This window comes from Thiothrix sp., assembly GCF_028714775.1.
Taxonomy (GTDB): domain Bacteria; phylum Pseudomonadota; class Gammaproteobacteria; order Thiotrichales; family Thiotrichaceae; genus Thiothrix.
Genome location: NZ_JAQTLS010000007.1, coordinates 43,527 through 68,592, shown reverse-complemented (window position 1 = coordinate 68,592; position 25,066 = coordinate 43,527). Strand labels below are relative to the sequence as shown.

Annotated in this window: 21 protein-coding genes, 2 tRNA genes and 2 pseudogenes; 12 read left to right on the top strand and 13 right to left on the bottom strand. The window is 49.2% G+C overall.

Annotated elements, in window-relative coordinates:
• Positions 1–79: 79 nt before the first annotated feature.
• Genes PHE17_RS07875 through PHE17_RS07850 form a run of 6 tightly spaced genes read right to left on the bottom strand, consistent with a single transcriptional unit; the run spans position 80 to position 7,660 of the window.
• Positions 80–1,588, bottom strand: coding sequence for a lipopolysaccharide biosynthesis protein (locus tag PHE17_RS07875; RefSeq protein ID WP_301015278.1), 1,509 nt, complete (start codon positions 1,586–1,588; stop codon positions 80–82).
• Between the two features lie 6 nt (positions 1,589–1,594).
• Positions 1,595–4,066, bottom strand: a complete 2,472-nt coding sequence (locus tag PHE17_RS07870) for an LIC12162 family protein (protein WP_301015277.1) — start codon at positions 4,064–4,066, stop codon at positions 1,595–1,597.
• Positions 4,063–5,136: an N-acetylneuraminate synthase family protein gene (locus PHE17_RS07865; RefSeq protein ID WP_301015276.1), complete on the bottom strand. Its 1,074-nt coding sequence runs from the start codon at positions 5,134–5,136 to the stop codon at positions 4,063–4,065. The genes PHE17_RS07870 and PHE17_RS07865 overlap by 4 nt, the downstream gene beginning before the upstream one ends.
• 16 nt (positions 5,137–5,152) lie before the next feature.
• Complete coding sequence (locus PHE17_RS07860; RefSeq protein ID WP_301015275.1) at positions 5,153–5,842, bottom strand: glycosyltransferase family A protein; 690 nt, start codon at positions 5,840–5,842, stop codon at positions 5,153–5,155.
• Positions 5,843–5,847: 5 nt separating this feature from the next.
• Complete coding sequence (locus PHE17_RS07855; protein ID WP_301015274.1) at positions 5,848–7,011, bottom strand: DegT/DnrJ/EryC1/StrS family aminotransferase; 1,164 nt, start codon at positions 7,009–7,011, stop codon at positions 5,848–5,850.
• 19 nt (positions 7,012–7,030) lie between these two features.
• Positions 7,031–7,660, bottom strand: coding sequence for a class I SAM-dependent methyltransferase (locus PHE17_RS07850; protein WP_301015273.1), 630 nt, complete (start codon positions 7,658–7,660; stop codon positions 7,031–7,033).
• A 154-nt stretch (positions 7,661–7,814) separates the two neighbouring features.
• Between PHE17_RS07850 and PHE17_RS07845 the strand changes: the two genes are divergently transcribed.
• Entirely contained in the window at positions 7,815–8,813 is a 999-nt protein-coding gene (locus tag PHE17_RS07845) for an IS630 family transposase (RefSeq protein ID WP_301015272.1), read from the top strand.
• A 13-nt stretch (positions 8,814–8,826) separates the two neighbouring features.
• Here PHE17_RS07845 and PHE17_RS07840 read toward each other — a convergent pair whose 3' ends face one another.
• The 5 genes and pseudogenes from PHE17_RS07840 to PHE17_RS07820 all read right to left on the bottom strand — a co-directional run bounded on the left by PHE17_RS07840 (position 8,827) and on the right by PHE17_RS07820 (position 14,961).
• Entirely contained in the window at positions 8,827–9,387 is a 561-nt protein-coding gene (locus PHE17_RS07840) for a hypothetical protein (RefSeq protein ID WP_301015271.1), read from the bottom strand.
• A 266-nt stretch (positions 9,388–9,653) separates the two neighbouring features.
• Positions 9,654–9,968, bottom strand: a complete 315-nt coding sequence (locus PHE17_RS07835) for a transposase (protein WP_301015270.1) — start codon at positions 9,966–9,968, stop codon at positions 9,654–9,656.
• 67 nt (positions 9,969–10,035) lie between these two features.
• Entirely contained in the window at positions 10,036–11,139 is a 1,104-nt protein-coding gene (locus tag PHE17_RS07830; protein WP_301015269.1) for an iron-containing alcohol dehydrogenase family protein, read from the bottom strand.
• Positions 11,140–11,156: 17 nt separating this feature from the next.
• Positions 11,157–13,940, bottom strand: coding sequence for an FAD-binding and (Fe-S)-binding domain-containing protein (locus PHE17_RS07825; protein WP_301015268.1), 2,784 nt, complete (start codon positions 13,938–13,940; stop codon positions 11,157–11,159).
• A 159-nt stretch (positions 13,941–14,099) separates the two neighbouring features.
• Positions 14,100–14,961 (bottom strand): annotated as a pseudogene (locus PHE17_RS07820) (transposase).
• Positions 14,962–15,028: 67 nt separating this feature from the next.
• On the opposite strand from PHE17_RS07820, the pseudogene PHE17_RS07815 reads away from it, so the two are divergent.
• Positions 15,029–15,271 (top strand): annotated as a pseudogene (locus PHE17_RS07815) (IS701 family transposase); the annotation flags it as partial.
• A gap of 77 nt (positions 15,272–15,348) precedes the next feature.
• On the opposite strand, the gene wecA reads toward PHE17_RS07815, so the two are convergent.
• On the bottom strand, positions 15,349–16,398 hold the full coding sequence (gene wecA / locus PHE17_RS07810; RefSeq protein WP_301015267.1) for a UDP-N-acetylglucosamine--undecaprenyl-phosphate N-acetylglucosaminephosphotransferase: 1,050 nt from the start codon (positions 16,396–16,398) through the stop codon (positions 15,349–15,351).
• Positions 16,399–16,729: 331 nt separating this feature from the next.
• On the opposite strand from wecA, the gene PHE17_RS07805 reads away from it, so the two are divergent.
• The 10 genes from PHE17_RS07805 to PHE17_RS07760 all read left to right on the top strand — a co-directional run bounded on the left by PHE17_RS07805 (position 16,730) and on the right by PHE17_RS07760 (position 24,328).
• Positions 16,730–16,806 (top strand) — tRNA-Val (locus PHE17_RS07805).
• A 57-nt stretch (positions 16,807–16,863) separates the two neighbouring features.
• Positions 16,864–18,792 (top strand): threonine--tRNA ligase, encoded by a 1,929-nt coding sequence (gene thrS / locus PHE17_RS07800; protein ID WP_301015266.1) that lies wholly within the window; start codon positions 16,864–16,866, stop codon positions 18,790–18,792.
• Positions 18,793–18,796: 4 nt separating this feature from the next.
• A complete protein-coding gene (infC, locus tag PHE17_RS07795; RefSeq protein ID WP_301015418.1) occupies positions 18,797–19,315 on the top strand; it encodes a translation initiation factor IF-3 in 519 nt (172 codons plus the stop codon).
• An 88-nt stretch (positions 19,316–19,403) separates the two neighbouring features.
• The gene (rpmI, locus tag PHE17_RS07790; RefSeq protein WP_301015265.1) at positions 19,404–19,604 is read left to right on the top strand and encodes a 50S ribosomal protein L35; all 201 of its coding nucleotides are present in this window, start codon (positions 19,404–19,406) and stop codon (positions 19,602–19,604) included.
• A gap of 15 nt (positions 19,605–19,619) precedes the next feature.
• Complete coding sequence (gene rplT, locus PHE17_RS07785) at positions 19,620–19,979, top strand: 50S ribosomal protein L20 (RefSeq protein ID WP_301015264.1); 360 nt, start codon at positions 19,620–19,622, stop codon at positions 19,977–19,979.
• 113 nt (positions 19,980–20,092) lie between these two features.
• Complete coding sequence (pheS, locus tag PHE17_RS07780; RefSeq protein ID WP_301015263.1) at positions 20,093–21,112, top strand: phenylalanine--tRNA ligase subunit alpha; 1,020 nt, start codon at positions 20,093–20,095, stop codon at positions 21,110–21,112.
• Between the two features lie 13 nt (positions 21,113–21,125).
• Positions 21,126–23,513: a phenylalanine--tRNA ligase subunit beta gene (pheT, locus tag PHE17_RS07775; protein ID WP_301015262.1), complete on the top strand. Its 2,388-nt coding sequence runs from the start codon at positions 21,126–21,128 to the stop codon at positions 23,511–23,513.
• An 18-nt stretch (positions 23,514–23,531) separates the two neighbouring features.
• Positions 23,532–23,840, top strand: coding sequence for an integration host factor subunit alpha (gene ihfA / locus PHE17_RS07770; protein ID WP_301015261.1), 309 nt, complete (start codon positions 23,532–23,534; stop codon positions 23,838–23,840).
• The gene (locus tag PHE17_RS07765; RefSeq protein WP_363320090.1) at positions 23,818–24,201 is read left to right on the top strand and encodes a MerR family transcriptional regulator; all 384 of its coding nucleotides are present in this window, start codon (positions 23,818–23,820) and stop codon (positions 24,199–24,201) included. The genes ihfA and PHE17_RS07765 overlap by 23 nt, the downstream gene beginning before the upstream one ends.
• A gap of 50 nt (positions 24,202–24,251) precedes the next feature.
• Positions 24,252–24,328 (top strand) — tRNA-Pro (locus PHE17_RS07760).
• A gap of 85 nt (positions 24,329–24,413) precedes the next feature.
• On the opposite strand, the gene PHE17_RS07755 is transcribed toward PHE17_RS07760, so the two are convergent.
• Positions 24,414–25,001 (bottom strand): DUF4124 domain-containing protein, encoded by a 588-nt coding sequence (locus PHE17_RS07755; protein WP_301015260.1) that lies wholly within the window; start codon positions 24,999–25,001, stop codon positions 24,414–24,416.
• Positions 25,002–25,066 lie beyond the last annotated feature (65 nt).

Sequence of the window (25,066 nt, the reverse complement as noted above, 5' to 3'; positions counted from 1 at the left end):
AAAACGTGGTAAAGCAGTACTGCATTCTTTACTTTTACTACTGTTGGGGATGAAGACGCTGAAATACATGTGAGTTTAATCATTTATGCACAAATCGAAGACCCATGGCAATAACAGCAGCCAAATCGGCTCGATGCAAGCCGACTAGACTGGGAGATAACCCAATCAAGACTAGCATCAATATAGCGTAGAGTAATCCTGCTACCATCAGGGCAAGCCAAATCTGGCTACTGACATCAATCAAGATTTGCGAAACGGTGTAAGCAAGTAGCCCGGCTGCCACGCACGCCAACGTCGCTACGGGTTGAAACAGCCAATCGAACTTTATATCCAAGCTACGGGACAGGTAAAAAGCTAGTGCATTCACCGAGAAAGCTTGCATCACCACCATCTTACTGGCAAGTCCCAGAGAGCCTAGTCCCAAGCCGGGCAAGGAGGCGGCGGCATCAGCCAAAACGAAATACGTCAACACTGTACTCAATACCATAACCATCATGGTAATTTTGACATAAGTAGCCACAGCTCCGGTGGCATAAGCCATGGTTCCGCCAATCTGTCCCATCGACTGGTGCAGGGGATAGAAAAACATGATCATCAACGTGCTTGCACCGTCTACGTAGGTCGCTCCGAGAATGATGCGCATGATATCCTCGACCCATGGCGCAAGAAAGCCCGCACCGACTGCTGCGACGAAAAACAAGCCTCGTGACACCCGTAGATAGAGCATGGTGACACGTTCATGGTTGTTTTGGTGGTGTGCTTCGGCAATTTCTTTCCAGAAAATGTTGAGAATCGAGGAGGTGGCAATCGCGCCAATGGCACCGAACTGATAGGCCACCGAATAATAAGCTTGTTGTTCACTGCCGGCGTAGGTTTGCAAGAGCCAGCGATCGGCAAATTCATATGCAAAACCTAGCCAAGAGTAAAGAACCAAGGGCTGGCAGTAACGCCAGAACTCCGTAAAAACCGATTTGGGTGTGTCGGGTTCTTCTGGCATTACCGGAAAGTGCAACTGTTTCACGATCACAGCTACTGCGATGCTCCATTCGATGATCATCAGCCCAAAAACGGTACAGATGACCAGCCAACCACCCCACCAAGCAATAGCTATCAGCAGGAAATGCATCAGAGCAACAGTAACCGCGACCCCCTGAGTCCAGCCTGTTAGTCGCTGCGATTCCCCCATTTGTAGTATGACCGACCACAGCACCGACTGCATATAGGCGGCAAAGAATGCGAGAATCACTAAGTTACGTTGCTCGCCTTTCCAGATCAGTTGAATCCAAGAAGCGGGAAACAACAGACTGACCGCAGTTAGTGTTAGCAAAAACTGCAACCCGAGCCAAGAGAAATACCAGCCCACAAAGCGGCGACTGCGCTGGCGTTGCGATAGAAACGTGAAGAACGCTGTTGAACTACCCACATCGAATAACTGACGCACTGCCGTGAAAGTGCCGAGTAAAAACATCATCTTGCCATATTGCTCCGGTCCTAGGCTGCGGGCGACCAACATACCAGTGCCGAAAGTGATGACAGCCTTGAATAGATTGGCAAAGAGGCTGAAGCCGAAGCGGGCGCGGACAGACAAGTTGCCCTACCGTGATTCGCCGATGGCAGATCGAGCTGCCTCATCGAGCAGTACCTTCTTAACAGTACCAATCAAATCGATAGGCATAGATGAATATTCATTACAGAACGATCGACGGGCATTTTGTACAACATCACTTTCCCACCATTCCGGTATGTTGTTCCAAATCCTTGAAATATGGTTAGCTGCACTTTGTGGTGTCTCATGAAATATGCCAGCCTCTTTCAGCAAGACAAATATAGGCTGTGCTTCATTCTTAATTTCCCAAAGTTTAGGATTCCAGAATATTACTGTAGGAAAGTTCACAGCTAGAGTATCAATATATGTTGTTGCGGCATAAGTCGCGATGAATAATCTGGACTCTGCTTCGATTCTAAGTAACGGCAATTTACTCTCTTCGAAAGTTATCTCTGGATGCCGATCTAACCATCTTTCTTTTTGTTCCCATCCGTAGTCAGATGGGTATAGGCGAATCAAAATTTGATCTCGTAAATTAGCCGGTAATGATTCAATAAAAACATATTGATCTTCAAAATAATCAAGTATCTGGCTTGATAGGGTCATTGAGCGAATATCAAATGCAAAACGTGGCATATTTACGCAAACCATTAATGCTTTGCCTGTTGGTTTTGGCCTTATGGTACGTCCAGCCATCCTAAGGTTTCCAATAGGTAGAATTTTTTCATTTCGAGTGTTAGACCATCCTGCACTCAGATATGTATCTGCAACTGATACCTCATACGCATGCGCACCATTGAATAATCCAACCCCGAGCCCACCATGTTCCCCAATCAACATACGTGCGCCGCGAGATATTTTTATCGCTGACCATGCTTTAAATACGTCATCAGTGAAGTGGCGGTTGCTAGTAAATATAACTTTGGGTGATTCTGCCCATGGAAGTTTATTCGCAACCATCATTAAATCATGGAATCCCTCAATGAATATCTTTGGAATGAATTTGGGCAATAACGCGCGAACAATATGATTAAACTCATCTTTAGCCGCACCGGGTGGAAGCGACCATTGGCGTATCTTTGCATCAAATTCTGACTCAATCTTGTCTTCAAATTGAAAGTTTGGGAGGGGAAATTGACTCAGTGCTAACTCCAAACTGATCATCGATTTGATTGGAAGATATGTGGTTATAAGAAAAAATCGGTCTCTAAGCTTTGTTCTACCACCTCCATTTCTAACGATTTTCTTTAGCAACTGTTTGGTTGCATATTTCTTGGGATTGTTAACTGCGATTGCAGCCTCATTTGCGTTTGCTTCTATTTGATCTATTCGTATCTCTGGCATATACCTAAGTATCAAGGAAAACAATGAGTGATTCCAACTTGATGACTCAGTTGCTTTTTTAATAAATTCCTCAGTATCGTTAGTGGCGAGCTTATTTTCTTCAACAAGAAAAACATCTGTTTTCCATTTTTTTCTTTGTTTTATTGCTTGCTTAAGCGATGCCCAACGATCGAATACTACGGTTGTGTAAATATTTAGCCAATAACCTAATAGGAGACGCCAAAATCTTTCGTCTTGATTTATGAGATGGAGTTGATTAAGAACCATAATCAACTCCTTGAGGAGTTCATCGTTAACTCCTTGAAGCAGCTCGAAATCACTTTTTAACTTTTCGCGATCATCCCAGTGATAAGGAATAATTCGTCCGGCAGCTTTTGCCGATCGCTCATCTTTTCGAGACGAAAAACACCAAGATCCAAGGAAATAGGTGTCACCTTTATTAGGAGGGGCGTACGTGACATCAGTGGTGACTAGCGTGGCATGACTACGGTTCAGAGCTAACGGGACAATTTCGAATGCCGTTGAGTCTATGTGCACTCCAAGCCTTACCAACTCTTCGAGATTGCTTAGATCTTGAGTAAGATCAATGTCAAAGCGAAGTTCAGGATATGCCAGCTCTGGAGGGGAGGGGATGGCAGTAATGCAGAATTCACTTGCGTGATCCCAAAGATAAAGCGTTGCGTGTTCTCGATGCTTAAGCTCAACGGCAACTTGTGCAATCTGCTGCAATAGTGAATTTGAAAAGATTTCTGCGCCAAAACCATCCGCATAGCGACTTCCAAGGCGATCCTGATGATTACAAGCATAGTCACAAGGATTATTTTTGAAATGGCTTACGAGCCGATCAATTTCATCTGCATCGATAAACGGATTATCTGCACAGATTCGTACTACTGCATCAGCCTTGTACATAGACGCCGCCGTTGCGAATCGATCAAGAACATCAGACTCGCTTCCCCGGAAAATTTCAAATCCAAGTTTATGGGCTAATACAACCAATGGATCATCATGGTTGAGATCGGTTGTAGCCAAGACGACTTGATCAATTAAGCAGGCTTGATTTGTTCTACGTAGTACCCACTCTAGAATGGGATGCCCCCCCAAATTCGCGAGCATCTTGCCCGGAAATCGGGTTGAACCCATACGAGCTTGCACCAGCGCAATGACTCGCATCATAGGGGCTGACTTGCAAGATTGTGCCACTGCAGTACATGATCAGCCTCCAAAGCTTCGGTGGTTTCCCGACCTATCACCTCGTCCCAGTAAAGGGGGCTAACGCCACTACCCGGCCGCTTATAGGTAATATCGTTTTCCGTGAGCGCATATCCGGCAGGAATATCTTTGACGATGACGATACTGCGACGGGCATTTTTTCTGGAAATGGCTTCAGTCACAATTGGCTTCTTATGATCGTCATCGCCCAGTAATTCATGAACCCGTTTCGACATTTGAACAAATCGTGCGAGATCCGACATATCCATTGCGTGGTAATGATCGTTGCCTGGCAATTTCTTGTCGTGGGTGAAGTGCTTTTCCAGAATTACCGCACCCAGTAGGTGTGCTGTGATTAAGGGGGTCATCGCCTCGTCAGGCAAGGTATGATCAGAATAACCGATGATGTGGTTTGGGTAAGCTCTTGCCAACCCTTTTATCATCCCTAAATGGGCATTAGCGTTATCAGTGGGGTAGTTCAGGATGCAATGCAGCAATGCCAAATCGTTACAGCCTGCTTCAGTTAATGTTGCTACTGCAATATCGATTTCACCTAGCGTAGATGCGCCTGTGGATAGCAGTATTGGCTTGCCTTTTTTTGCTACCTTGCGCAGAAATGGGGTATTGGTCAAATCGGCTGAGGCGATTTTGAAAAATGGCATAAGCGGGTCTAAAAAATCGATGGCCGTATCGTCAAATGGTGTAGATAGGAAATCGATACCGACTTGCTGGCAATGTTCGGCCAGTTTGATGTATTCGTCAGGGTCAAAGACGTCGTACTTCTTGAATAACTCATACTGACTTCGGGTTGCCTCTTTACTAGTATCCCAGTATGAAGGGGAGTGCTTGGATGCCAGGGTCCCCGCTTTGTAACTTTGGAATTTGGCCGCATCTGCACCTCCCTCCTTCGCAAGTTCTATTAGGTGTTTCGCTTGATCCATTGATCCCTCGTGATTGACACCAATTTCAGCAATTACATATGGGGTGCTGCGGGGGCTAATTTCACGTGCGCCTAGCTGGATCGAAATAGTCATGGTCATTCCCTTAAGTTTACTTACTTTCAATCATGTGTTTACGAACCAGCTTTTCTAAATGCTGATTCATCTGGGCTGTGTTGTTGGTGATATTGTTATTATGGCGGCGGTAGCGGTACAGAGGCAGTTCAAGGCGATGAATTTGATATTTTTTCTCAAAACGGATACGTAGTTCGCGCTCTTCGTGGCAGCGAAATGCTTCATCATATAGACCCACTTCAAAAAGCTGCTCTTTCCGAAACATGATTCCACAGGCAATAGGTTTTTCTATGCAGTTAGCTCGCTCCAGAATATTTTCGGCATCGTCGACTAAATAATAATCACATGCAATCGCATCCACATATTGATTGGTCTTGAGAAAAAACTGCAGAAAGTTTATAAAATTCGCATTTACAAAATCATCAGAATCGACTCGTACGACATACTTAGCTTGCGCTGCCTGAATACCTCGATTGAGCGATGCAGGTAAGCCCTTGTTGCTTTCGTTTGTTATGATTTTGATTGGCGCATCAAATCGATCTGTAAAAAGACTTAAAGCATAGGCTGTCCGGTCAGTGCTGCCATCGTCAACTACAATAACCTCATAATCAGTATGTGGGATTGTCTGGTGTAGCAGAGAACGTAGGCAGCGACCAATGAATCGCTCTTGATTGTAGACTGCTACAATGACCGAAACTTTTGGCTGTTTTGTCGGGTTTTGCTTCATGTTTTTCAGCCCGCGAGTACCTTGTTCAAGGCGGTTCGAGCTTTTTCTGGAGCGTTTTCTGCTAATTTCACCCCAACCGGTAACGAAACAGCTCGCGAAAGAATTTCATGAGATGTTGAAAATGCCGTTGCCAGATCGCCGCCATGGGCATTAACCAGCTCAGGCATATGATTCCACGTGCCGGCAAAGTGCCAGCTATACGCTTCGGGGAGAATTTTTGTGGCTAAGCCTACCTTGAGTAGTTCATCCCGACATCGACGTGCAGTTGTACTATCTCGCACTAGGAAAACCAAGGCATCGGCGGTTTCGAGAGACCCCTCTGGCATCTCACGTGCTTCGATGCCTTGCAAATCAGCGATTGCTTGCCAAAGTGCGGCCTTGTTTTCGCGCTGGGAAGCAATGACAGCCGGTAGTTTTTTGAGCTGCGCTAAGCCTATAGCGCCTTGTAATTCCATCATGCGGTAGTTGAAGCCACTGGACGCACGAGTATCTTCCCACCTCGGCACAGCAGGGTTGTTTTCATGGCCATGATCATGCCAAGCAGCCGCACGCTGATAGACGACCTCATCCCGAAAAACGAGCATGCCACCTTCTCCCGTGGTCATGGTCTTCGCAAAATCAAAACTGAAGGTACCGATATCTCCCCAACTTCCCAAGGGTTTATTTTGCAAAGTCCCCCCACACCCCCAAGCGGTATCTTCGATTAGCAGTAAGTTGTGACGTCGGCAGATTTCAGTTATCTCCGGAAGTCTTGCCGGGATGCCCAACATATGCACTACGATAACTGCCTTTGTGCGTGGGGTGATCCGACGCTCAAGGTCAGCCGGATCCATATTCAATGTTGTATCGATATCGGCGCATACTGGTACTGCGCGTGCTTCAATAATTGCTTCAACCGTGGCGACAAATGTAAAGCTTTGCGTAATGACTTCGTCACCTAGGCCAATGCCCAATGCAGCCAGTGCCACACGAAGAGCTGCCGTTCCTGAGCTGACAGCTAGGGCGTGATTAACACCCATGAATTGTGCAAAGATCTGCTCAAACTCTTTAACCTTGTAGCAGTTGTTGCGTAATCCATCGAAGCCGTGACGGAACAGAATTCCACCATGACTAAAGACATCCTGTACTTCGGCCAACTCTTCATTTCCAATGACTTCGTATCCGGGCATGACTCAATCTCTTATTAAATTATCGACTCTGTGCAAACAGAACCACAAAACGTGATCTCTTGATAACAACCAGCTCCAATATTTCGAAATGAAGGCTGACCTCTGCTTCCAGTTCTTCTATGCTTTTTACAAATCCGATCGGGTTTGGGGGAATAAAAAGATTGATCATAAGATAGCGCGTACGATTCGCCAGCTCACAAATCAACTCCTTCCAATGCTCTATGTAGGATAAGCATTCGGCTGTGAAAACCAGATCTGCCCCCCTAGCCTGCGCGTTGCCACCATATTTGTTATCCAAGTAAAGCGTTAACCAAGGCAGATCATTGACATCAGCGACATCGAATTCAATATCAGGAAAGCGTGCGCGAGCCACTTCGATGGCGGTAGGCGAGATATCAAGACCAAGAACATGATTGTTAAATTTTTTTAATTGATGGGTAAGAGTACCCTTGCCAGTACCAATATCAATTATCTTTCCGAAATTATAACCACTTAAAATTTCAAGTGCAATTTTTCGATTCAATTGCCTAGAATCATCTTGATGCCAACTGTCAAAGTTGACAATTTTTTCCTGTTGATACATCTCCTCGAATTTACCAACGAAACGTCGATTGCTGCTATCGAAGACATATTTGTGGTATTCGGTCATCTGGTACTCTCACAATTATCACTATAGTTAAGTAAGGAACTATTCTCAAGGGGAAGGGGCTTTGTGCTGAGGTTCATCCATGAAAAAGTGCAGTAGCTCGCTTATCAACAACGTGCATCTTCTTCCGGTTTGTTTGGATAAAGAAGAGGACAGCATGGTGAAATATCGGTTGGCCTTCCTGAACTCCGTCAACTTGGTGGGGTATGATTTGGATAAAGCGTGCCAAATTTTTCGTATTGCTATCCCCACGGCTTACGTGTGGATCAGACAGTGGAATGAACAAGGCCGTGATGGCTTAATCCACACACTTCACTACTCAGACCGTCCAACTGGGCATCCATCCAAATTGACAGCGGAGGAGTTGGGGGAGCTGAAACTCATCCTGTTGGCAAAGGACAGGTGGCTGACCCGCGAAATCCATGATTTGATAGTGAAATTATGGGATGTTGACTTGTCCCGTTGGCAAATTAGCCGCATTCTGAAGGGCAAGTTCAAGATGCACCTGTCAAAACCTTACCCGCATGACTACCGACGCCCTGCTGATGCTGAAGCCTTGTTGCAAGCCTCGCTGGACGTAGCCCACCAGAAGCTGGAGGCGAAGGGTTTCTCCAAACAGGACATCGCCATCGGTTTTTTGGATGAGGCCAGCCCACAAACCACCGCCAATACGGTGCGCTTTTGGCACTTTGGCAACCATTTGGACATCACCAAAGACACAACCCGGCGCAAAGCCAACAGCATCGGTTTCTACGCCATCCAAGGTGAAAGTGTCCAAAGCTTTTTGCCCGATTCCACACAAGTCTCCATTGCCGCTTTCTTGGCGCAAGTGGGTGAAGCCAATGCCTCCTACAAGGCGACCATCGTGCTAATGGATAACTTTTCCAGCCATGTTGCCTTGAAACACAAAGGAGGTGCGGATCGCGCCAATGTGGAACTTGTCTTCCTTCCTGCTTACTCACCCGACCTGAACCCCATTGAATTTATTTGGAAAACCATCAAGCGCCGGGTTTCAGAGAGCTTCATTAGTTCGAGCGATTATCTCAAAGGTGTCATTTCCAATTCATGGAAAGATGAGAGTAAAAGCATGGGATATGCTAAAAGTTGGATTGAACAGTTTGCGCCTTGGCTTGGATGCAGAGAATTGCGCACTTAATTATAATGGGCGATTACAAGCGCATCTTTATGAATCGCGCAGGACTACCGGCATATATGCCATACTCCGTGTCGAGGTTATTTGTCACTACCGAACCGGCACCAATAATTATGCCTTTTCGAATAATAATTGGTTTGCTCCCAGAAATAACTTTTACCCCATCGCCTAACCAGACATCATCTTCGATAATTATTGGGGAATAGATAGATGGCTGGTATTTCATCGGGATTGTCAAATCAGTGTATTGGTGCATGATCGTGATGAGACTTACTCCCGCCCCAAACATGACATTATTGCCTATAGAGCTTTGGGTTCCTCCCATGCTCAAGAATGAGTGTCTGCCAATATCAATATTATCACCAAATGTGGTTTGTTTTGTGCCAAGAAACAAGACGCCGTAGTGAAAGTTAAAGTTCTTTCCAACGTTTTTTGAATTTAACTTCAAAAGAAAAAGATGTAAAGGATGCCTGATTATAATAAGGTATGGGGCTATCTCCGTGAAGAGATAGTTAAATAGTTTCGAGAAAATTTTTTTCATATACATGCCCATCGCAAATGAGTTTTCGGTTTTCATATCAGCAATTCACGCCACCCACCCAGAATCTGATCTACCCCATCAAAAATGGATAGTCTAAAAAGCGAGGCTTTGTTTGAAATCTGCCTCGAAGTTTACCGGACTCCGGTAGCCGTTGGCAGAATGTAACCGAACCCGATTGTCCAGGTGCTGGCGGTTTTGATGCCGTTGGCTGGGTTTACGGTGCAGCCATGCATAATAACCACTACGGGATACACCAAAACACGCACAGATCTCGTCAATGGAATAGTCAACCCGATGTTTTTTCATGTATTCGTACCTCGCTTGAGCTGTTGAGCGAAGTACGTCGCCGCATTTTTTAGGATCGACAACTCCTCCGCCTGCTGGGCGAGTTGGCGTTTCAGGCGGACGTTCTCGGCTGCCAAGCTGGATTCACGTTTGCTGACGCTGTGGGCGTGTTCACTGTCTTTACGCCAGTTGTACAGTTGCGATTCGTGTAAACCCAATTGGTTGGCGGCTTTGGCTATCCCAAGTTGGGTTGCCAGTTTCAGGGCTTCCTGTTTGTACTCGGTGCTATGCCGGGTGTACGTGGCTTTCTTGCCGGGTGGTTTCGTGGTCATTTAAGTATCTCTCGTAGGGGGAGAATACTCGCTTTTAGTACTGTCCACTATTCGTAGGGTAGATCAGTTACATCTGTTTAAATATTTTGGTCACTTTCTCTTTGGTTAAGGTGTTACGATATTCTTCACCAAGCGCATTGGTTAACGGTTTTTGATGTATTATAGTCGATGCATAGAGCTGTTCATATTGATAGTCACTTAAATTACGTGCGATTCCTTCAGGAATATCCACTTCCTGCTTCTCAACCATCTTCCAGAATTCATCGAATTCCTTTGGATAATACGGTTGCATGGCACGCATAACGATGCAATTCGCCACACAGTGGTGCAAGCCAAGTACTACGCTCAAGCCCGCAGAGAATGGGTGAACCAAGCCAACATAGCTTGTGGCAATGGCACATCCGCCCAAATACGAGGCAACCATGAGACGTTCCCGATTTAGCGGACTCATCATGTCGCCTTCCAAGAAGACTTGACGGCAAAGATTGATGGTTTCGCGCGAGTAAGCATCGCCAATGGCGTTTCGGTAGTTACCTGCCAGTGCTTCAACACAGTGAATGTAGGCGTCCATGCCAGTGTAGAAATACTGGCTTCGTGGGACGGTAGCGGTCAGCATCGGATCCATGACGATTTGGTCATAAACGGTAAAGTCACTGTTCATACCCAACTTCAGGCTGGTTCGCTTGTTGGTCATAACGCAAGTCCGGGTTGCTTCCGCACCCGTACCAGATAGGGTAGGGATAGCCACTTTATAGATACCGGGTGTCTTGATTAGATCCCACCCTTGATAGTCTTCCGCTTTGCCACCGTTAGTCAGGAGATTGGACACGGCTTTTGCCACATCCATGGTGATCCCCCCACCCATGCCGACGATCGCGCAGGGTTGTGCAAACCCAATGTCGCGTAGTTGGATCGTAATCTGATCTATGGCATCGGTACTCGGCTCCTCTTCTGTCGCGACAAAGACAGTTTTATCGTCCGACGTGATACCCAATCTCGCGATGATGTCCGGCTGGCTTTTGAAGAACGCGTCAATGAAAAAGACAATAGAATATGTACCTTCTGATCTGCGTGCTGCCAACAACTTGGGAAGCTCCGATAGAGCCCCTTCGCCTACGGTATATCGCAGTACATTGCGGACGTTTCTTACGCCCGTGTCGAGAATGCTCATATCAGTTTCCTTTTTTCTTAGAGGATGAATGCACGTAAAACCTCAATGACGTGCCTAGATACCCGGTGGCTGAGGTTGTTAATTTGGTGGCGGCAAGAGAAACCGTTGCTGACAACAATAGCCTCCGGCGGTGCTTTCTTGATTGCGGGTAATAGCCGCTGTTTTGCGATACTTAGTGAAAGGTGGGTATGTTCCTTTTCGTAACCGAAAGACCCGGCCATACCGCAGCAGCCAGCATTGGTGTCGATCACCACAGCACTAGGAATTCGCTGCAACAGCTTGTGCGTCCAGCGGCCTCCGTCTAGCGTTTTCTGGTGGCAATGACTGTGGATGAGAAAGTGCCTTTGGTCTTCGTTAGCTCCTATTTTTTTCCAATTAAATTCGATACTGTCCGCAGCCAACTCCTGCTCAATGAAGGTATCAATCATGGTCACTCGCATTGATATCATCGCGGCAAGTGCTTCATCGTCAAGCAAATCAGGTAGGTCGTGTATCAGGGCAGAGGCACAACTGGGTTCACAAACCAGAATGGGAGTATCGGTATCCAGCAGTGTGGCGAGTTCTTTGAAAAGCAGTAACCCCTTTTGCTTTGCCTTGTCGAGCAATCCTAGCGAGATAGCCGTGCGCTGGCTGTCACCTAGTGTTGCCAATATCACTTGGTAGCCACCCGCCTCCAGACACTCGATAGCAGCACGCCCCACTTCGGGAAGAAAATACTCGGTGTAGGTGTCATTGAATAGCACCACTTTGCGAATAGCCGTTGTGGGCTTGTCTCTGGTGGCAAACCACTGGCTCAACCGCTGCTTGGCGAAAGTGGGTAACTGGTGCTGCGGATGGATACCGATCAGATACTCAAGGATTAAACGTGTGAATCGGTTATTCAGTAGCGGGTTGATGAATTTTGCTTGTGAGCCAGCTGCAAAGCGTCCCATCGTTGGCAAGTTGGCAAACAGGCGAGTTCGCAGGTTTATGCCATTTTTTTCTTGTTGCGCTTGTAGTACTTCGGCCTTGAGACGCGCCATATCCACGCCATTGGGACACTCGCCCTTGCAGCCAGTGCAGGCTAGGCAGAGTTTCATGACCGCTGCAAGTTCTGGGCTGGCTAAACCTTGAGAACCCAATTGACCAGTCATGGTGAGGCGCAAGGCGTTAGCGCGACCGCGTGTGCTGTGCAGTTCGTCGCGTGTTGCCATGTAGCTTGGGCACATGACCCCAGAAAGGGTTTTCCTGCAGGCACCCACGCCGCTGCATTGTTCAACGGCGGCGAGTATATTGCCATGATCCCGATAATGAAAGCGTGTTTTCACTGACAGTGGCTGGTAGCCCGCGCCAAAACGTAAGTGGCTATCCATGGGCGGCGGTGCAATGATTTTGCCGGGGTTCATGCGCCCATCAGGATCGAACAGAGCCTTAATTTGACCGAATGCTTGGTAGAGTGCTTCGCCAAAGAATTCGCGGTTATAGGCTCCGCGCACGATGCCATCACCGTGTTCACCACTCCATGAGCCACCGTACTTTTTCACGAGTGGAAATACTTCGGTCTGAATCTGTTTCATCTGCGCGATATCCGACTTCACGTGCAGATCGTGCAATGGGCGTATATGTACCAGCCCAACGCTGGCATGACCAAAGAGTGAAACCGGTTGATCGTGTTTCTTGCAAATAGCCAGTACTTCTGCGACGTAGTCTGCCAAGGCTCCGGGGGGTACAGCGGCATCTTCGATATAAGGGGTTGGCTTTTTGGATCCGTGCAGGGTGGTCATCAAGCCGAGTGCGCTGGATCTCATCTGCCAGACCTCATGAATCTGGCTGGGAGCATTTATTACGGGAACCGCGTAGGCCAGTCTGGCGAGAGCTTGGGCCATGCGTTCGGCTTGTTGTTGCACTTCTGCGGCATCATTACCTTGTAGCTCAATAATAAGGATCGACGCAGGGTCACCTTCAATTTGCTTGCAAATATCCCGCGTCAATGGATGAACCCGAGCCTGCTTGATGATGATGCCATCGATCAATTCAGCTGCGCTTGCCCCGGCTTGAACGATGGGCACAGCAGCTCGTAGACTGGCATCAAGTGTTGTGAAATGCGCTAGGCACAATGCACTGTGCTCGGGTAAGGGCGTCAGCTTGAGCTTGGCTTCCAAGATAACGCCGAGGGTGCCTTCACTGCCACAAATAAGTTTTGCCAAGTTCCAATTGTTGCCATCAATCAATGCGTCCAGTGCATAACCGCTAGAACGGCGGATCACTTTCGGATAACGCTGACGTATTTCTTCACGGTGTTTTTCAATCAGTTCTCGTACACCACGATGGATGACGCCTTCACGCGTGCTTTGTGCGGACTTTGCGGCAAAATCGGGCGCATCCAATGATTCGAAAGTGATGACTTCGCCATCGGCGAGAACCAGCTCAAGCGCTAAGACATGATCGATGGTCATGCCGTATACTGCAGAACGCATACCCGCCGAGTTGCTGGCGATCATGCCGCCGATGGTTGCACGATTCTCGGTGGCTGGATCGGGGGCGAAGCACAGGCCATGGGGTTTCAAATACGCGTTCAATTCGGCACAAACAATGCCGGGTTCAACCCGCACCCAAGCTGCGGCCTCGTTGAGTTCGAGGACTTGATTGAAGTGCTTGGAAAAATCCAGCACCACCGCTTCGTTGACCGACTGCCCGGTCAGGCTGGTACCTGCCCCTCGTGCCAAGATGACCTGATTCTTTGACGCCGTCTCCCGTATGACCTGTAGTACCTCAGCACGCGTGTGCGGGGTAACAATCCCCAATGGGAGTATTTGATACATACTCGCATCGGTTGCGTAGATACTTCTGGTTAGTTGATCAGTGTGCATTGGAATTAAAAATCAGTCGCAGATTTCAGCTCATTCATCAGAAATCTCATGTATATGGGTAAGTTGCAACGGGCGGTGGGCGGACGGCTGGTTATTCTTATCATTTAGGACTTACGCATTGACGGTGGCCTGAAATGGTGGGTTGAGATATTCCTTCCCGACCATGAAGCCCTTGACGAATGAAGCTACCACATCCTTGTATAGCTCGCGCTGCCACTGATAGGCATTGCTTGATGTCGCCAAACCGCATCTGTTGCAGGTGGATATAGCAGCACAACGCGGCAAAGAGGTGGTTGAGTATGGGCACTTTGCCCCGCACTTGGAATTTCTCAATGTTGCAGACCTGTTTGATCATGCGGTGATATTGTTCAATCTGCCAGTGCTGGTCATGCAGCTTCTGGAAATCAGTTTGTTGGAAGGCAGCATAGGCATCAGCATTGGGCAGGAACACCACGTAATGGCGCAATGGCTCCTAACCAATATGAACAACGTTTTTTGAAACAGGCTTAAAGCATCGTCCTAATTTACTTGACTATTACACCAGCATCTCCAGAAAGTAAGTGTTTTTGGTTTTGCCTTCTGCCTTGTCGTACACCCTGTAATTGACAGGCAGGCTACGGCCTTACGGGTCAGTGTAGTACAGCGTGACCAAGTTCAGTCCCTTAGCCACCCGGTGATGTTTGCCTGACCAGAAGTGCGTAACCAAATCCATGTGTTTGCTGTAGGGCTTGTCCAGTGTACTGTCATCCACATTCAGTGTTCCGCCCATCAAATTCAACAACTTGCGTGCTTCAGCAAACAGGTCTTTGGGTTCGTAGGCTTCACGCAGCAGAAAGCGGTTCACGCTGTCATGGGATACACCCATCACTTCAGACAGGCGCGTGCATGTAGTGGATTTAGGTCCGCTCATCAGAAACCCCATATATATTGGCAAGGTACAACGGGCTGTCGGTGGTCGGCTGGGTCTTCTGATCATCTCGCCAGATAGTGGTTAAAACTTCTTCTTTCACAAAATTGCAGCGGCTGTCAATGCGTAAGTCCTAAAACAGGTCTGCAACATTGAGAAATTCCAAGTGCGGGGCAAAGTGCCCATACTCAACCACCTCTTTGCCGCGTTGTGCAGCTATATCCACCTGCAACAGATGCGGTTTGGCAACATCATCAGCAATGCCTATCAGTGGCAGCGCGAGCTATACAAGGATGTGGTAGCTTCATTCGTCAAGGGCTTCATGGTCGGGAAGGAATATCTCAATCCACAGTTTCAGGCCACCGTCAATGCGTAAGTCCTATCATTATGGCCGCATCGGGCTGGATTCAAGATGCTTGCTATGATTTTACATCATTCGTCAATGCGTAAGTCCTATAAGCTTTCTAATGAATGGATTGATTTCAGGAGCTTCCAACTGTGTTGTAATGCATAGGTGTATATGCTAAACAGCAGCAGAAATACAGTAAACATGATAACATCCGGTATTTGCAGCCATTCCCCTGCAATCCCGCAGCCAGCCAATAGAACTGTGGTTAGGGTAATGACAAACAAGGCTTGACGAGGCGAGAAGCCAGCACGCATAAAAATATGGTGCAAATGATCCCGGTCAGCCATAAAGGGTGACTGTCCTTTACGGATGCGCCTAAGCATGATCGCTGCCATATCCATCAATGGGACAGCAACCAACCACAGAGCAGTAACCGGACGGAAGCTGGGCATTGCGTTTTGTGTCCCATGGATCAGCAGCCACACAACACTCAAGCCAATTAACATAGAGCCAGCATCCCCCATGAAAATCTTATGCTTAAAGGGTGGCAGTAACAGGTTATTTGCCAAGTAGGGCAGCAATACCCCCAAGAAGATCAATGCCACCTGTAAGCCATAGTTGTCACCACTCATGGCAAACAACACCGCTAAGTTGCTGAATGAAACCAACGCCATGCTACCTGCCAACCCGTCAATGCCATCCATCATGTTAAAAGCATTGATAGCCCCGATAACTGCCAGCATAGTCACAACGTAGCCTAAACCACCCAAATGGATTGCCCCAAAACTGAGCAGATTGCCGAAGTTCTCCAAAAACAGGTCACTACCAATCGCGAGGATGAGCGTCATCAATGCCTGTGCTACCAAGCGCAGATGCGCACTCAACCCCTTGGCATCATCCAAAACCCCCAGCACAACAATCACCAAAGCAGATAACAACCACAACCAGTGGGAATCTGAAGGCGTTACCAGCAGTAAACTTGCCAGAGCGACCCCGCCGAACATAGCAACTCCCCCAATCAATGGCACATCGCCTTGGTGGTGCTTGCGGTGGTCAGGCACATCTACCAACCCCCAGCGCACAGCCAGTGGGCGCATCAGGTATATGCCAAATAAGGTGCTGATAAACGCTAATAGAAGGGAAAGTGCTAGCATTGTGATGTATCTGCGTAAGCTTGTTGATGTGTTAGGCGTAATGCCATGCCGCGCTTCAGGCACGCTACCGCCCTACTGTGTAACCAGCATCCCGTGAAGGCCAATAGGCAGATTTATGTGAAGCGGCTTGAGCCTACCAACAAAAGTGTAAACTGGGGTTTACAGTCCAACAAATAATTCAGAATTCGTTAATGTTTGTATCTCATATAACGATGTAACTGAATGATAGATGAATTTCGGTAAAATGCCAGTATTGAAAATTATCACGCAAGCCGACGCAAAACGCTTGCCATCCGCCACAATCCCGCTATAATCTGCCTCCTTCAACGACAGGCGTATAGCTCAGTTGGTTAGAGCACCACCTTGACATGGTGGGGGTCGTTGGTTCGAGTCCAATTACGCCTACCATTTTAGTTTAATATATAACCATGTGACCCCTCGTATAGGCCACCACTGGAGCATAAGATGCCAGTCATTACACTCCCCGACGGAAGCCAGCGTGCTTACGAAGCCCCCTTATCTGTTCTTGCTGTTGCTGCCGACATTGGCGCAGGCTTAGCCAAAGCTACGCTCGCAGGCAAAGTTGATGGTAACTTGGTCGATGCCAGTTACGTCATCGCACAAGACGCAGATTTAAGCATTATCACCGCCAAAGATGCCGAAGGGCTGGATATTATTCGCCATTCTTCCGCGCATTTGCTGGCACAAGCCGTGAAACAGTTGTTCCCGGATGTGCAAGTCACCATCGGCCCTACGGTCGAAAACGGTTTCTACTACGATTTTGCTTCCCCGCGCCCATTCACGCCTGAAGATTTGCAGGCGATTGATGTGCGGATGCAAGATTTGATCAAGCAGGACATCCCGGTCGAGCGCAGCACGCTGTCCCGCGATGAGGCCATCAGCTTCTTCTTTGCGATGGGTGAGAAGTACAAGGCTGAAATCATTGAAAGTATTCCTGCCGACCAAACGCTGTCCCTCTACCGCCAAGGCGATTTCATCGACTTGTGCCGTGGCCCACACGTACCAAGCACTGGCAAGATTCCATCCGTCAAAGTGATGAAAGTGGCGGGTGCTTATTGGCGTGGCAATGCCAAAAACGAAATGCTGCAACGCATTTACGGCACGGCTTGGGCGAATAAGAAAGACCTGCAAGCCTACCTGACTTTGTTGGAAGAGGCTGAAAAGCGCGACCACCGCAAACTCGGTCGTCAGCTTGATCTGTTCCATTTTGAAGAACAAGCACCTGGCTCAGTCTTTTGGCATCCCAAAGGTTGGACAGTCTTCCAAGAGCTGATTGGCTACATGCGTCAGCGCCAACAACGTGCTGGGTATGTTGAAGTCAACACGCCCGACGTGATGGATCGCAGCTTGTGGGAAACATCCGGTCACTGGTTCAACTACCGCGAAAACATGTTCACCACAACGACTGAAGATGAACGTGTGTTTGCCTTGAAACCGATGAACTGCCCCGGCGGCATGTTGATGTTTTCACAGGGCTTGAAAAGCTACCGTGATTTACCGTTGCGCATGGCAGAGTTTGGCAAGGTACACCGCTACGAACCATCCGGTGCGTTGCACGGCTTGATGCGGGTACGCCATTTCACGCAGGACGATGCGCATATCTTCTGTACTGAAGAGCAGATGGCGCAAGAGTGCAAGGACGTTACGGCCTTGGTACTCGATATTTATAAAGAGTTTGGCTTCGATAACATCCACATCAAATTATCGACACGCCCTGAAAACCGTATCGGCTCCGACGAAAGTTGGGATGTGCTCGAACATGCGCTGGGCGATGCCTTGGATAGCATGGCGCTACCGTATACGCTGTTTCCGGGGGAGGGCGCGTTTTACGGCCCGAAACTGGAATTCGTGTTGCGCGATGCCATCGGGCGTGATTGGCAGTGCGGCACTTTGCAGGTTGACATGAGCCTGCCAGAACGTTTCGACCTCACTTACGTGTCGGAAGACAATACCCGTAAGCGTCCGGTCATGTTGCACCGTGCTTTGTTTGGTTCATTGGAGCGCTTTACCGGCATCCTGATTGAACATTACGAAGGCAAATTCCCGTTGTGGCTAGCACCAACTCAAGCCGTGGTGATGAATATCACTGACAAGCAGGCTGATTTCGTGCAAACTGCCACCCAGCAGTTGCTTCAATCAGGTATCCGTGCTGTAGCGGACTTGAGAAATGAAAAAATTGGCTTTAAAATCCGCGAACACACTATGCAGCGTGTCCCTTACCTATTGGTGGTAGGCGACCGCGAAGTGGAAACGCAATCTGTGTCCGTGCGCACGCGCTCCGGTAAAGACTTAGGGACATTCCCACTGGCGGAAGTCCAGCAACGTCTCAGCGGTGAAATTGCGGCTCGCGGCTTATCGCTTCTGGAGGAATAGACCTATCGCTCTCGAAAAAGAACACCGTATCAACGATGATATTAACGTCCCGAAAATTCGTCTGATTGATATGGAAGGGGAGAACCGGGGTGTTGTATCCCTGCGTGAAGCCCTCGAAATGGCTTACGACGCCGAATTGGATTTGGTGGAAATCGTACCAACTGCGAAGCCGCCTGTTTGCCGCATCATGGATTATGGCAAATTCCGCTTTGACGAAAGCAAAAAAGCTGCTTTGGCCCGTAAGAACCAAAAACAGGTTCAGGTCAAGGAAATCAAGATGCGTCCGGCGACGGATGAGGGTGATTACCAGATTAAGCTACGTAAGCTACGCGATTTTCTGGAAGATGGCGACAAGGTTAAAGTCACGTTGCGCTTTAAAGGCCGTGAAATGGCGCACAAGGAACTGGGGATGGATGTCCTCAAGCGTGTCGAAAAAGATTTGGCAGAAGAAGCTGTTGTTGAACAGTTCCCACGTCTGGAAGGCCGTCAAATGGTCATGATGATGGGGCCGAAGAAAAAATAGGGGTGGGCAACCACTTCTAAACACCATCCTGTTAAGGCAAGGCACTCTTGCAGGATGTTTTATTCTACCTTACGAAAAGGAGACCAAGATGCCTAAGATGAAGACTAATCGTGCAGCGGCTAAACGCTTTAAAAAGACCGGAAGCGGCCTTTTTAAGCGCAAACAGTCGCACCTGCGTCATATTCTGACCAAGAAGTCCACTAAGCGTAAACGTCATCTGCGCTCAGGCGACAACTATGTTGTTGCTGCGGATCACGCCAGCATTCAAAAACTGCTGCCTTACGCATAACTGGAGGACTAAAACATGGCAAGAGTTAAACGTGGTGTAACGGCACGCGCCCGTCACAAAAAAGTCCTGAAACTGGCAAAAGGTCACTACGGTGCCCGGAGCCGGGTCTATCGGGTTGCACATCAATCTGTCATTAAGGCAGGTCAGTATGCATTCCGTGACCGCCGCCAGAAAAAACGCCAGTTCCGCGCTTTGTGGATCGTGCGTATTAACGCTGGTGCGCGTATGTTCGGTCTGTCCTACAGCCGCATGATGAATGGCCTGAAAAAAGCTGGTATTGCGCTTGACCGCAAAGTATTGGCTGATCTGGCTGTGCATGACATCGCGGCATTTGGTGCGGTTGCAGAAAAGGCTAAAACTGCCCTGGCTGCTTAAGCCGCATCAACGTGCGCTGAAAACTACCCGTAACTGGGTAAGCAAGGCGGGGAAGGTTTACCTCTCCCCGCCTTTTGCTTTTTATTCATAACCCCATTCAAAAGGAAATCGCCGTGCAAAGTTTGCTGGAACTGATGGGCCACGCCCACGAGCAGATTTCGCAAGCCGTCAGCCTCACCGCGCTGGATCAAGTGCGTGTGCATTATCTGGGCAAAAGTGGCCTGCTGACCGAGCAACTCAAAGCGTTGGGCAAGCTGCCGCACGAAGAGCGTAAAGCTGCCGGGGCGGAAATCAACAATGCCAAGCAAGCCCTGACCTTGGCGCTGGATGACCGCAAGCAAAGCCTGCAAGTTGAAGCATTGAATGCCCGTCTGCAAGCCGAAAAGGTCGATGTAACCCTGCCCGGACGGCGCATGGATACGGGGAGCCTGCATCCTGTCACCTTGACTATCCAACGCATTGGCGAAATCTTCGCGCAACTGGGTTTCAGCATGGCAGAAGGCCCGGAGATTGAGGACGATTTCCATAACTTTACGGCGTTAAATATCCCGGAATCCCATCCGGCGCGTGCCATGCACGACACGTTTTACATGGATAGTGGTTTGCTGTTGCGCACGCATACCTCATCCGTACAGATTCGCCACATGGAACACAATCCGCCACCGCTGCGTATTATTGCGCCGGGTCGGGTGTACCGTTGCGATTCCGACATGACCCACAGCCCCATGTTCCACCAAGTGGAAGGGTTGATGGTGGACGAAGATGTGACCTTCGCTGACCTGAAAGGCATCCTCGAAGCCTTCTTTAAAGCCTTCTTTGAGGTGGATGAACTGCCGACCCGTTTCCGCGCCACTTTCTTCCCGTTTACGGAACCGTCAGCGGAAACCGACATCCGTTGCGTGCATTGCGGTGGTGATGGTTGCCGCGTGTGCAAAGGTACTGGCTGGTTGGAAGTTATGGGCTGCGGCATGGTGCATCCGAATGTGCTGAAAAACGTTGGCATCGACAGCGAAAAATACACCGGCTTCGCGTTTGGTTTCGGGGTCGAGCGTTTGGCGATGTTGCGCTACCAGATCAATGACTTGCGCGTGATGTTTGATAATGACGTGCGTGTCTTAAAGCAGTTCAGCTAAGCGGAGTAACCTTATGAAAGTCAGTGAAAAATGGCTGCGTGAGTGGATTAATACCCCGCTGGCGCTGGATGCAATTGCCGACAAGCTCACCATGTCCGGCTGCGAAGTGGAAGCCCGCGAATCCGTGGCAACTGCTTTCACCGGCATTGTAATCGGGCATGTGTTGGAACGTGAAAAACACCCCGACGCCGATAAGCTGAGCGTGTGCAAAGTTGATAATGGGCAGGGCGAAATCCTGCAAATCGTTTGCGGCGCAAGCAATGTGCGGGCTGGGCTGAAAGTGCCGTTGGCGCTGGTCGGTGCGGTGTTGCCACTGCCTGATGGCAAAGATTTAAAAATCAAGAAGGGCAAACTGCGTGGGGTGGAATCCTTCGGCATGTTGTGTTCCTCGACCGAATTGGGCATGTCCGACAAGTCTGATGGCTTGCTGGAACTGCCTAGCGATGCGCCTGTGGGCATGGACATCCGTGAATACCTGAAGCTGGATGATGAAGTCATCGAACTGGCGATTACTGCCAACCGTGGCGACTGCATGAGCATGATCGGGGTGGCGCGTGAAACGTCCCTGTTGATGGATGTGCCGTTGACCCCGCCCGCCATCGTGCCTACGAGCGTACAGCACAACGACACTTTCCCGGTGGACATCCAAGCGTCTGATGCTTGCCCGCGCTATGCGGGCCGCATCATCCGCAACGTCAACCCGCAAGCGGCAACCCCGGTATGGATGCAGGAAAAACTGCGCCGCGCTGGTATCCGCAGCATTTCCGCGTTGGTGGACGTGACTAACTACGTATTGCTGGAACTCGGTCAGCCGATGCACGCTTTCGACCTCGACAAGTTGCAAGGCAGCATCGTGGTACGTTATGCGTGTGACGGTGAAACCCTGAAAATGCTTGACGGGCAAACGGCTACTTTGCGTGGCGATACCTTGGTGATTGCTGATGCAAGCGTGCCAGTGGCAATGGCTGGCATCATGGGTGGCGAACCAACGTCCGTCACCGATACTACCCGCAACCTGTTCCTCGAAAGTGCGCATTTCCGCCCGGCAAAAATCATGGGCAAGGCGCGTAGCTATGGCTTGCAAACGGACTCTTCCGCCCGTTTTGAGCGTGGGGTAGACCCGGATATGCCGGTACAGGCGATGGAACGTGCTACCCAATTGATCGTGGACATTTGCGGAGGTGAAGTGGGTACGTTGGTGGATACTTGCGCGGATAGCAGCGTATTACAACGCAAGACTATTTTGCTGCGTCCAGAGCGCATTCGCCGTGTGTTGGGTGTGACGATGGATGATGCAACAGTCGAAGGTGTGCTGTCCCGTTTGCACTGCGAATTCAGCAAGGGCGAGGTAGGCTGGCAGGTACAAGCGCCGCTGGCACGTTTCGACCTTGGTATTGAAGAAGATTTGATCGAAGAACTGGCGCGGGTACGTGGCTATGACGAGATTCCTGCGGAACTGCGCCCGCGTGCGCCGTGCATTACCCAGCCCAGTGAAACAGCGGTAGGGCGTGATAGCCTGCGTAACCTGTTGGTCGCGCGGGGTTATCAGGAAGCGGTTACGTTCAGTTTCGTTGACCCCAAGATGGAAGAAACCCTTGCCCCGGCGGTCAATGCGATTGCTTTGGCAAACCCGATTTCGGCGGATTTGGGGGTGATGCGCAGCACACTTTGGTCGGGCTTGCTGCGTTCCGTGTCCTATAATCTAAACCGTCAGCAGGGGCGTGTGCGCTTGTTCGAGATTGGGCCTGCGTTCTATCAGGATGAGGCGGGTAAGCCGCAACAGCGGACAATGCTTTCTGGTGCTATTACCGGCAACCTTTACCCTGAACAGTGGGGGCAGGTGAACCGCCCGGTTGATTTCTACGACCTGAAAGGGGATGTGGAAGCGCTCTTGGAGCGGGTAACGGGCACGCAATTCTATTTCGCACCCGTGGCTCATGCGGCTTTGCACCCCGGTCAGTCCGCCGAGATTATGACAATGGGGGCCGTGGTCGGTTGGATGGGGATGTTGCACCCCAGAATTGAAGAAAAATTGGGGATTGAGCAGCCCGTATACCTGTTTGAATTGGATATGGGTTTGTTAATGCAACGTGCATTGCCGAAATATCAGGCGGTTTCTAAGTTTCCGGTAATCCGCCGCGATTTGGCATTGCTGGTCGACAAGGATGTGTTGGCGGTCGCTTTAGAAAATGCTGTGAAAAAAGCGGCTGAACCACAATTGCTGTCCTATTATTTATTCGATGTGTATGCGGGTAAAGGTATACCGGAAGGTCAAAAGAGTGTTGCCTTGAGCTTGATTTTTCAGGATTTTTCACGCACTCTCGAAGATGCGGAAATTAACCGGATGGTGGATGCTGTCGTCGCTTCACTTCGGGATGAAGTCGGGGCGGTCTTACGTTAAAACAGGGAGAATGTGCAGATGTCAATAACATTGACCAAAGCGGATATGGTCGAGTATTTATTTGAAGAGTTGGGTCTGAACAAACGTGAAGCCAAAGATTTGGTTGAAATGTTTTTTGAGGAAGTACGTGACGCGCTGGAAACAGGCAAAAATGTGAAGTTGTCGGGTTTTGGCAATTTCATGTTGCGGGATAAGACCCAACGTCCGGGGCGTAACCCAAAAACAGGGGAAGAAATTCCGGTCACGGCGCGGCGCGTGGTGACTTTCCGTCCGGGGCAGAAGCTCAAACAACGGGTAGAGGAATATGCAGGAAGCGGTAACGCCTAACAGCCAACTGCCGCCCATTCCGGGCAAGCGCTACTTTACCATCGGTGAAGTGAGCGACTTGTGCGGGGTGAAAACCCATGTACTGCGCTATTGGGAACAGGAATTTCCTTCCCTGAAACCCATGAAACGGCGCGGTAATCGGCGCTATTACCAGCGCGAAGATGTGTTGCTGATCCGCCAGATTCGTGGATTATTGTATGAAAATGGCTATACGATCAGTGGTGCGCGGCAAAAGCTGATGGATGACGCACACCTACCACCCGTAGCAGAGTTACCATTGGAGCCGATTGTGGTTAACGGCCACGATGTTGCGCCGATGGTGGTGGAACTTGAACGTATCCTGTTCATCCTGAAACACTGATTTTGGCTTGAGTTTAACGTCCAGTTACGGTAATCTCCTCCCCCTTCGGTCGGGGCGTAGCGCAGCCTGGTAGCGCACCACACTGGGGGTGTGGGGGTCGTAGGTTCAAATCCTATCGTCCCGACCAATTCGATGTTTCACGGTGTTTCAATCCGTTCCAAAAGCCCTTGTAGGCCGCAATCTGCAAGGGCTTTTGCGTGTCTGGGGCGTCTTTAATGTGCTTGCCCACTGGTTTCTGTTGTTTTAGCCGCGTTGTCTGTTGCGGTTTTGTCTGCTGCCTGATCTTTGCTGTCGGTGGTGGTTTTCGCATCCGCTGGGGGCTGGGTAGTCGCATTCTGGGAACTGAACATTTCTGGGGTGCACAGGGTTGCGAGATTCTTGTTGATTTCTTGAGTTTTGATGGCTTTTTCCGCTGCTGTAAGGACGTGAGTGCCTTTTTCATCCTTCCAGTTGACCAATGAGTTTTCGCTCAGAAGCTTCAGGGCATCTTGTTGGTGGGTGCAGAATTGGCGGTGTTCTTCTTCACTTTTCTTGGCTGCTTCGCTGGGTTCGGCTGGCTCGGCTTTCTTATCTGATTCTTTTTCTTCGGTTTTTGCAGTCGAACCTGCGCTGCTGGGTGTGCCTGTGGAAAGCTTTATGTCGGCTTCAATGTCTTTGCCCTTGGCGTCGGCTGGAGGAGGGGTTTCGGTGTAATGGGTTTCGCCGCTTTTATCCGTCCATTTATACATCTCGGCGTGGGCAAAATTGATTAAGGATAATGCGCCAACCAACAGGATTGGCATATAAGTTGCTTTTTTCATCGGGTCGTCACCTTGTTTTGCTATCTTTATTGGGTATATTAGAGTTTTCTAATTTTCTCATATTA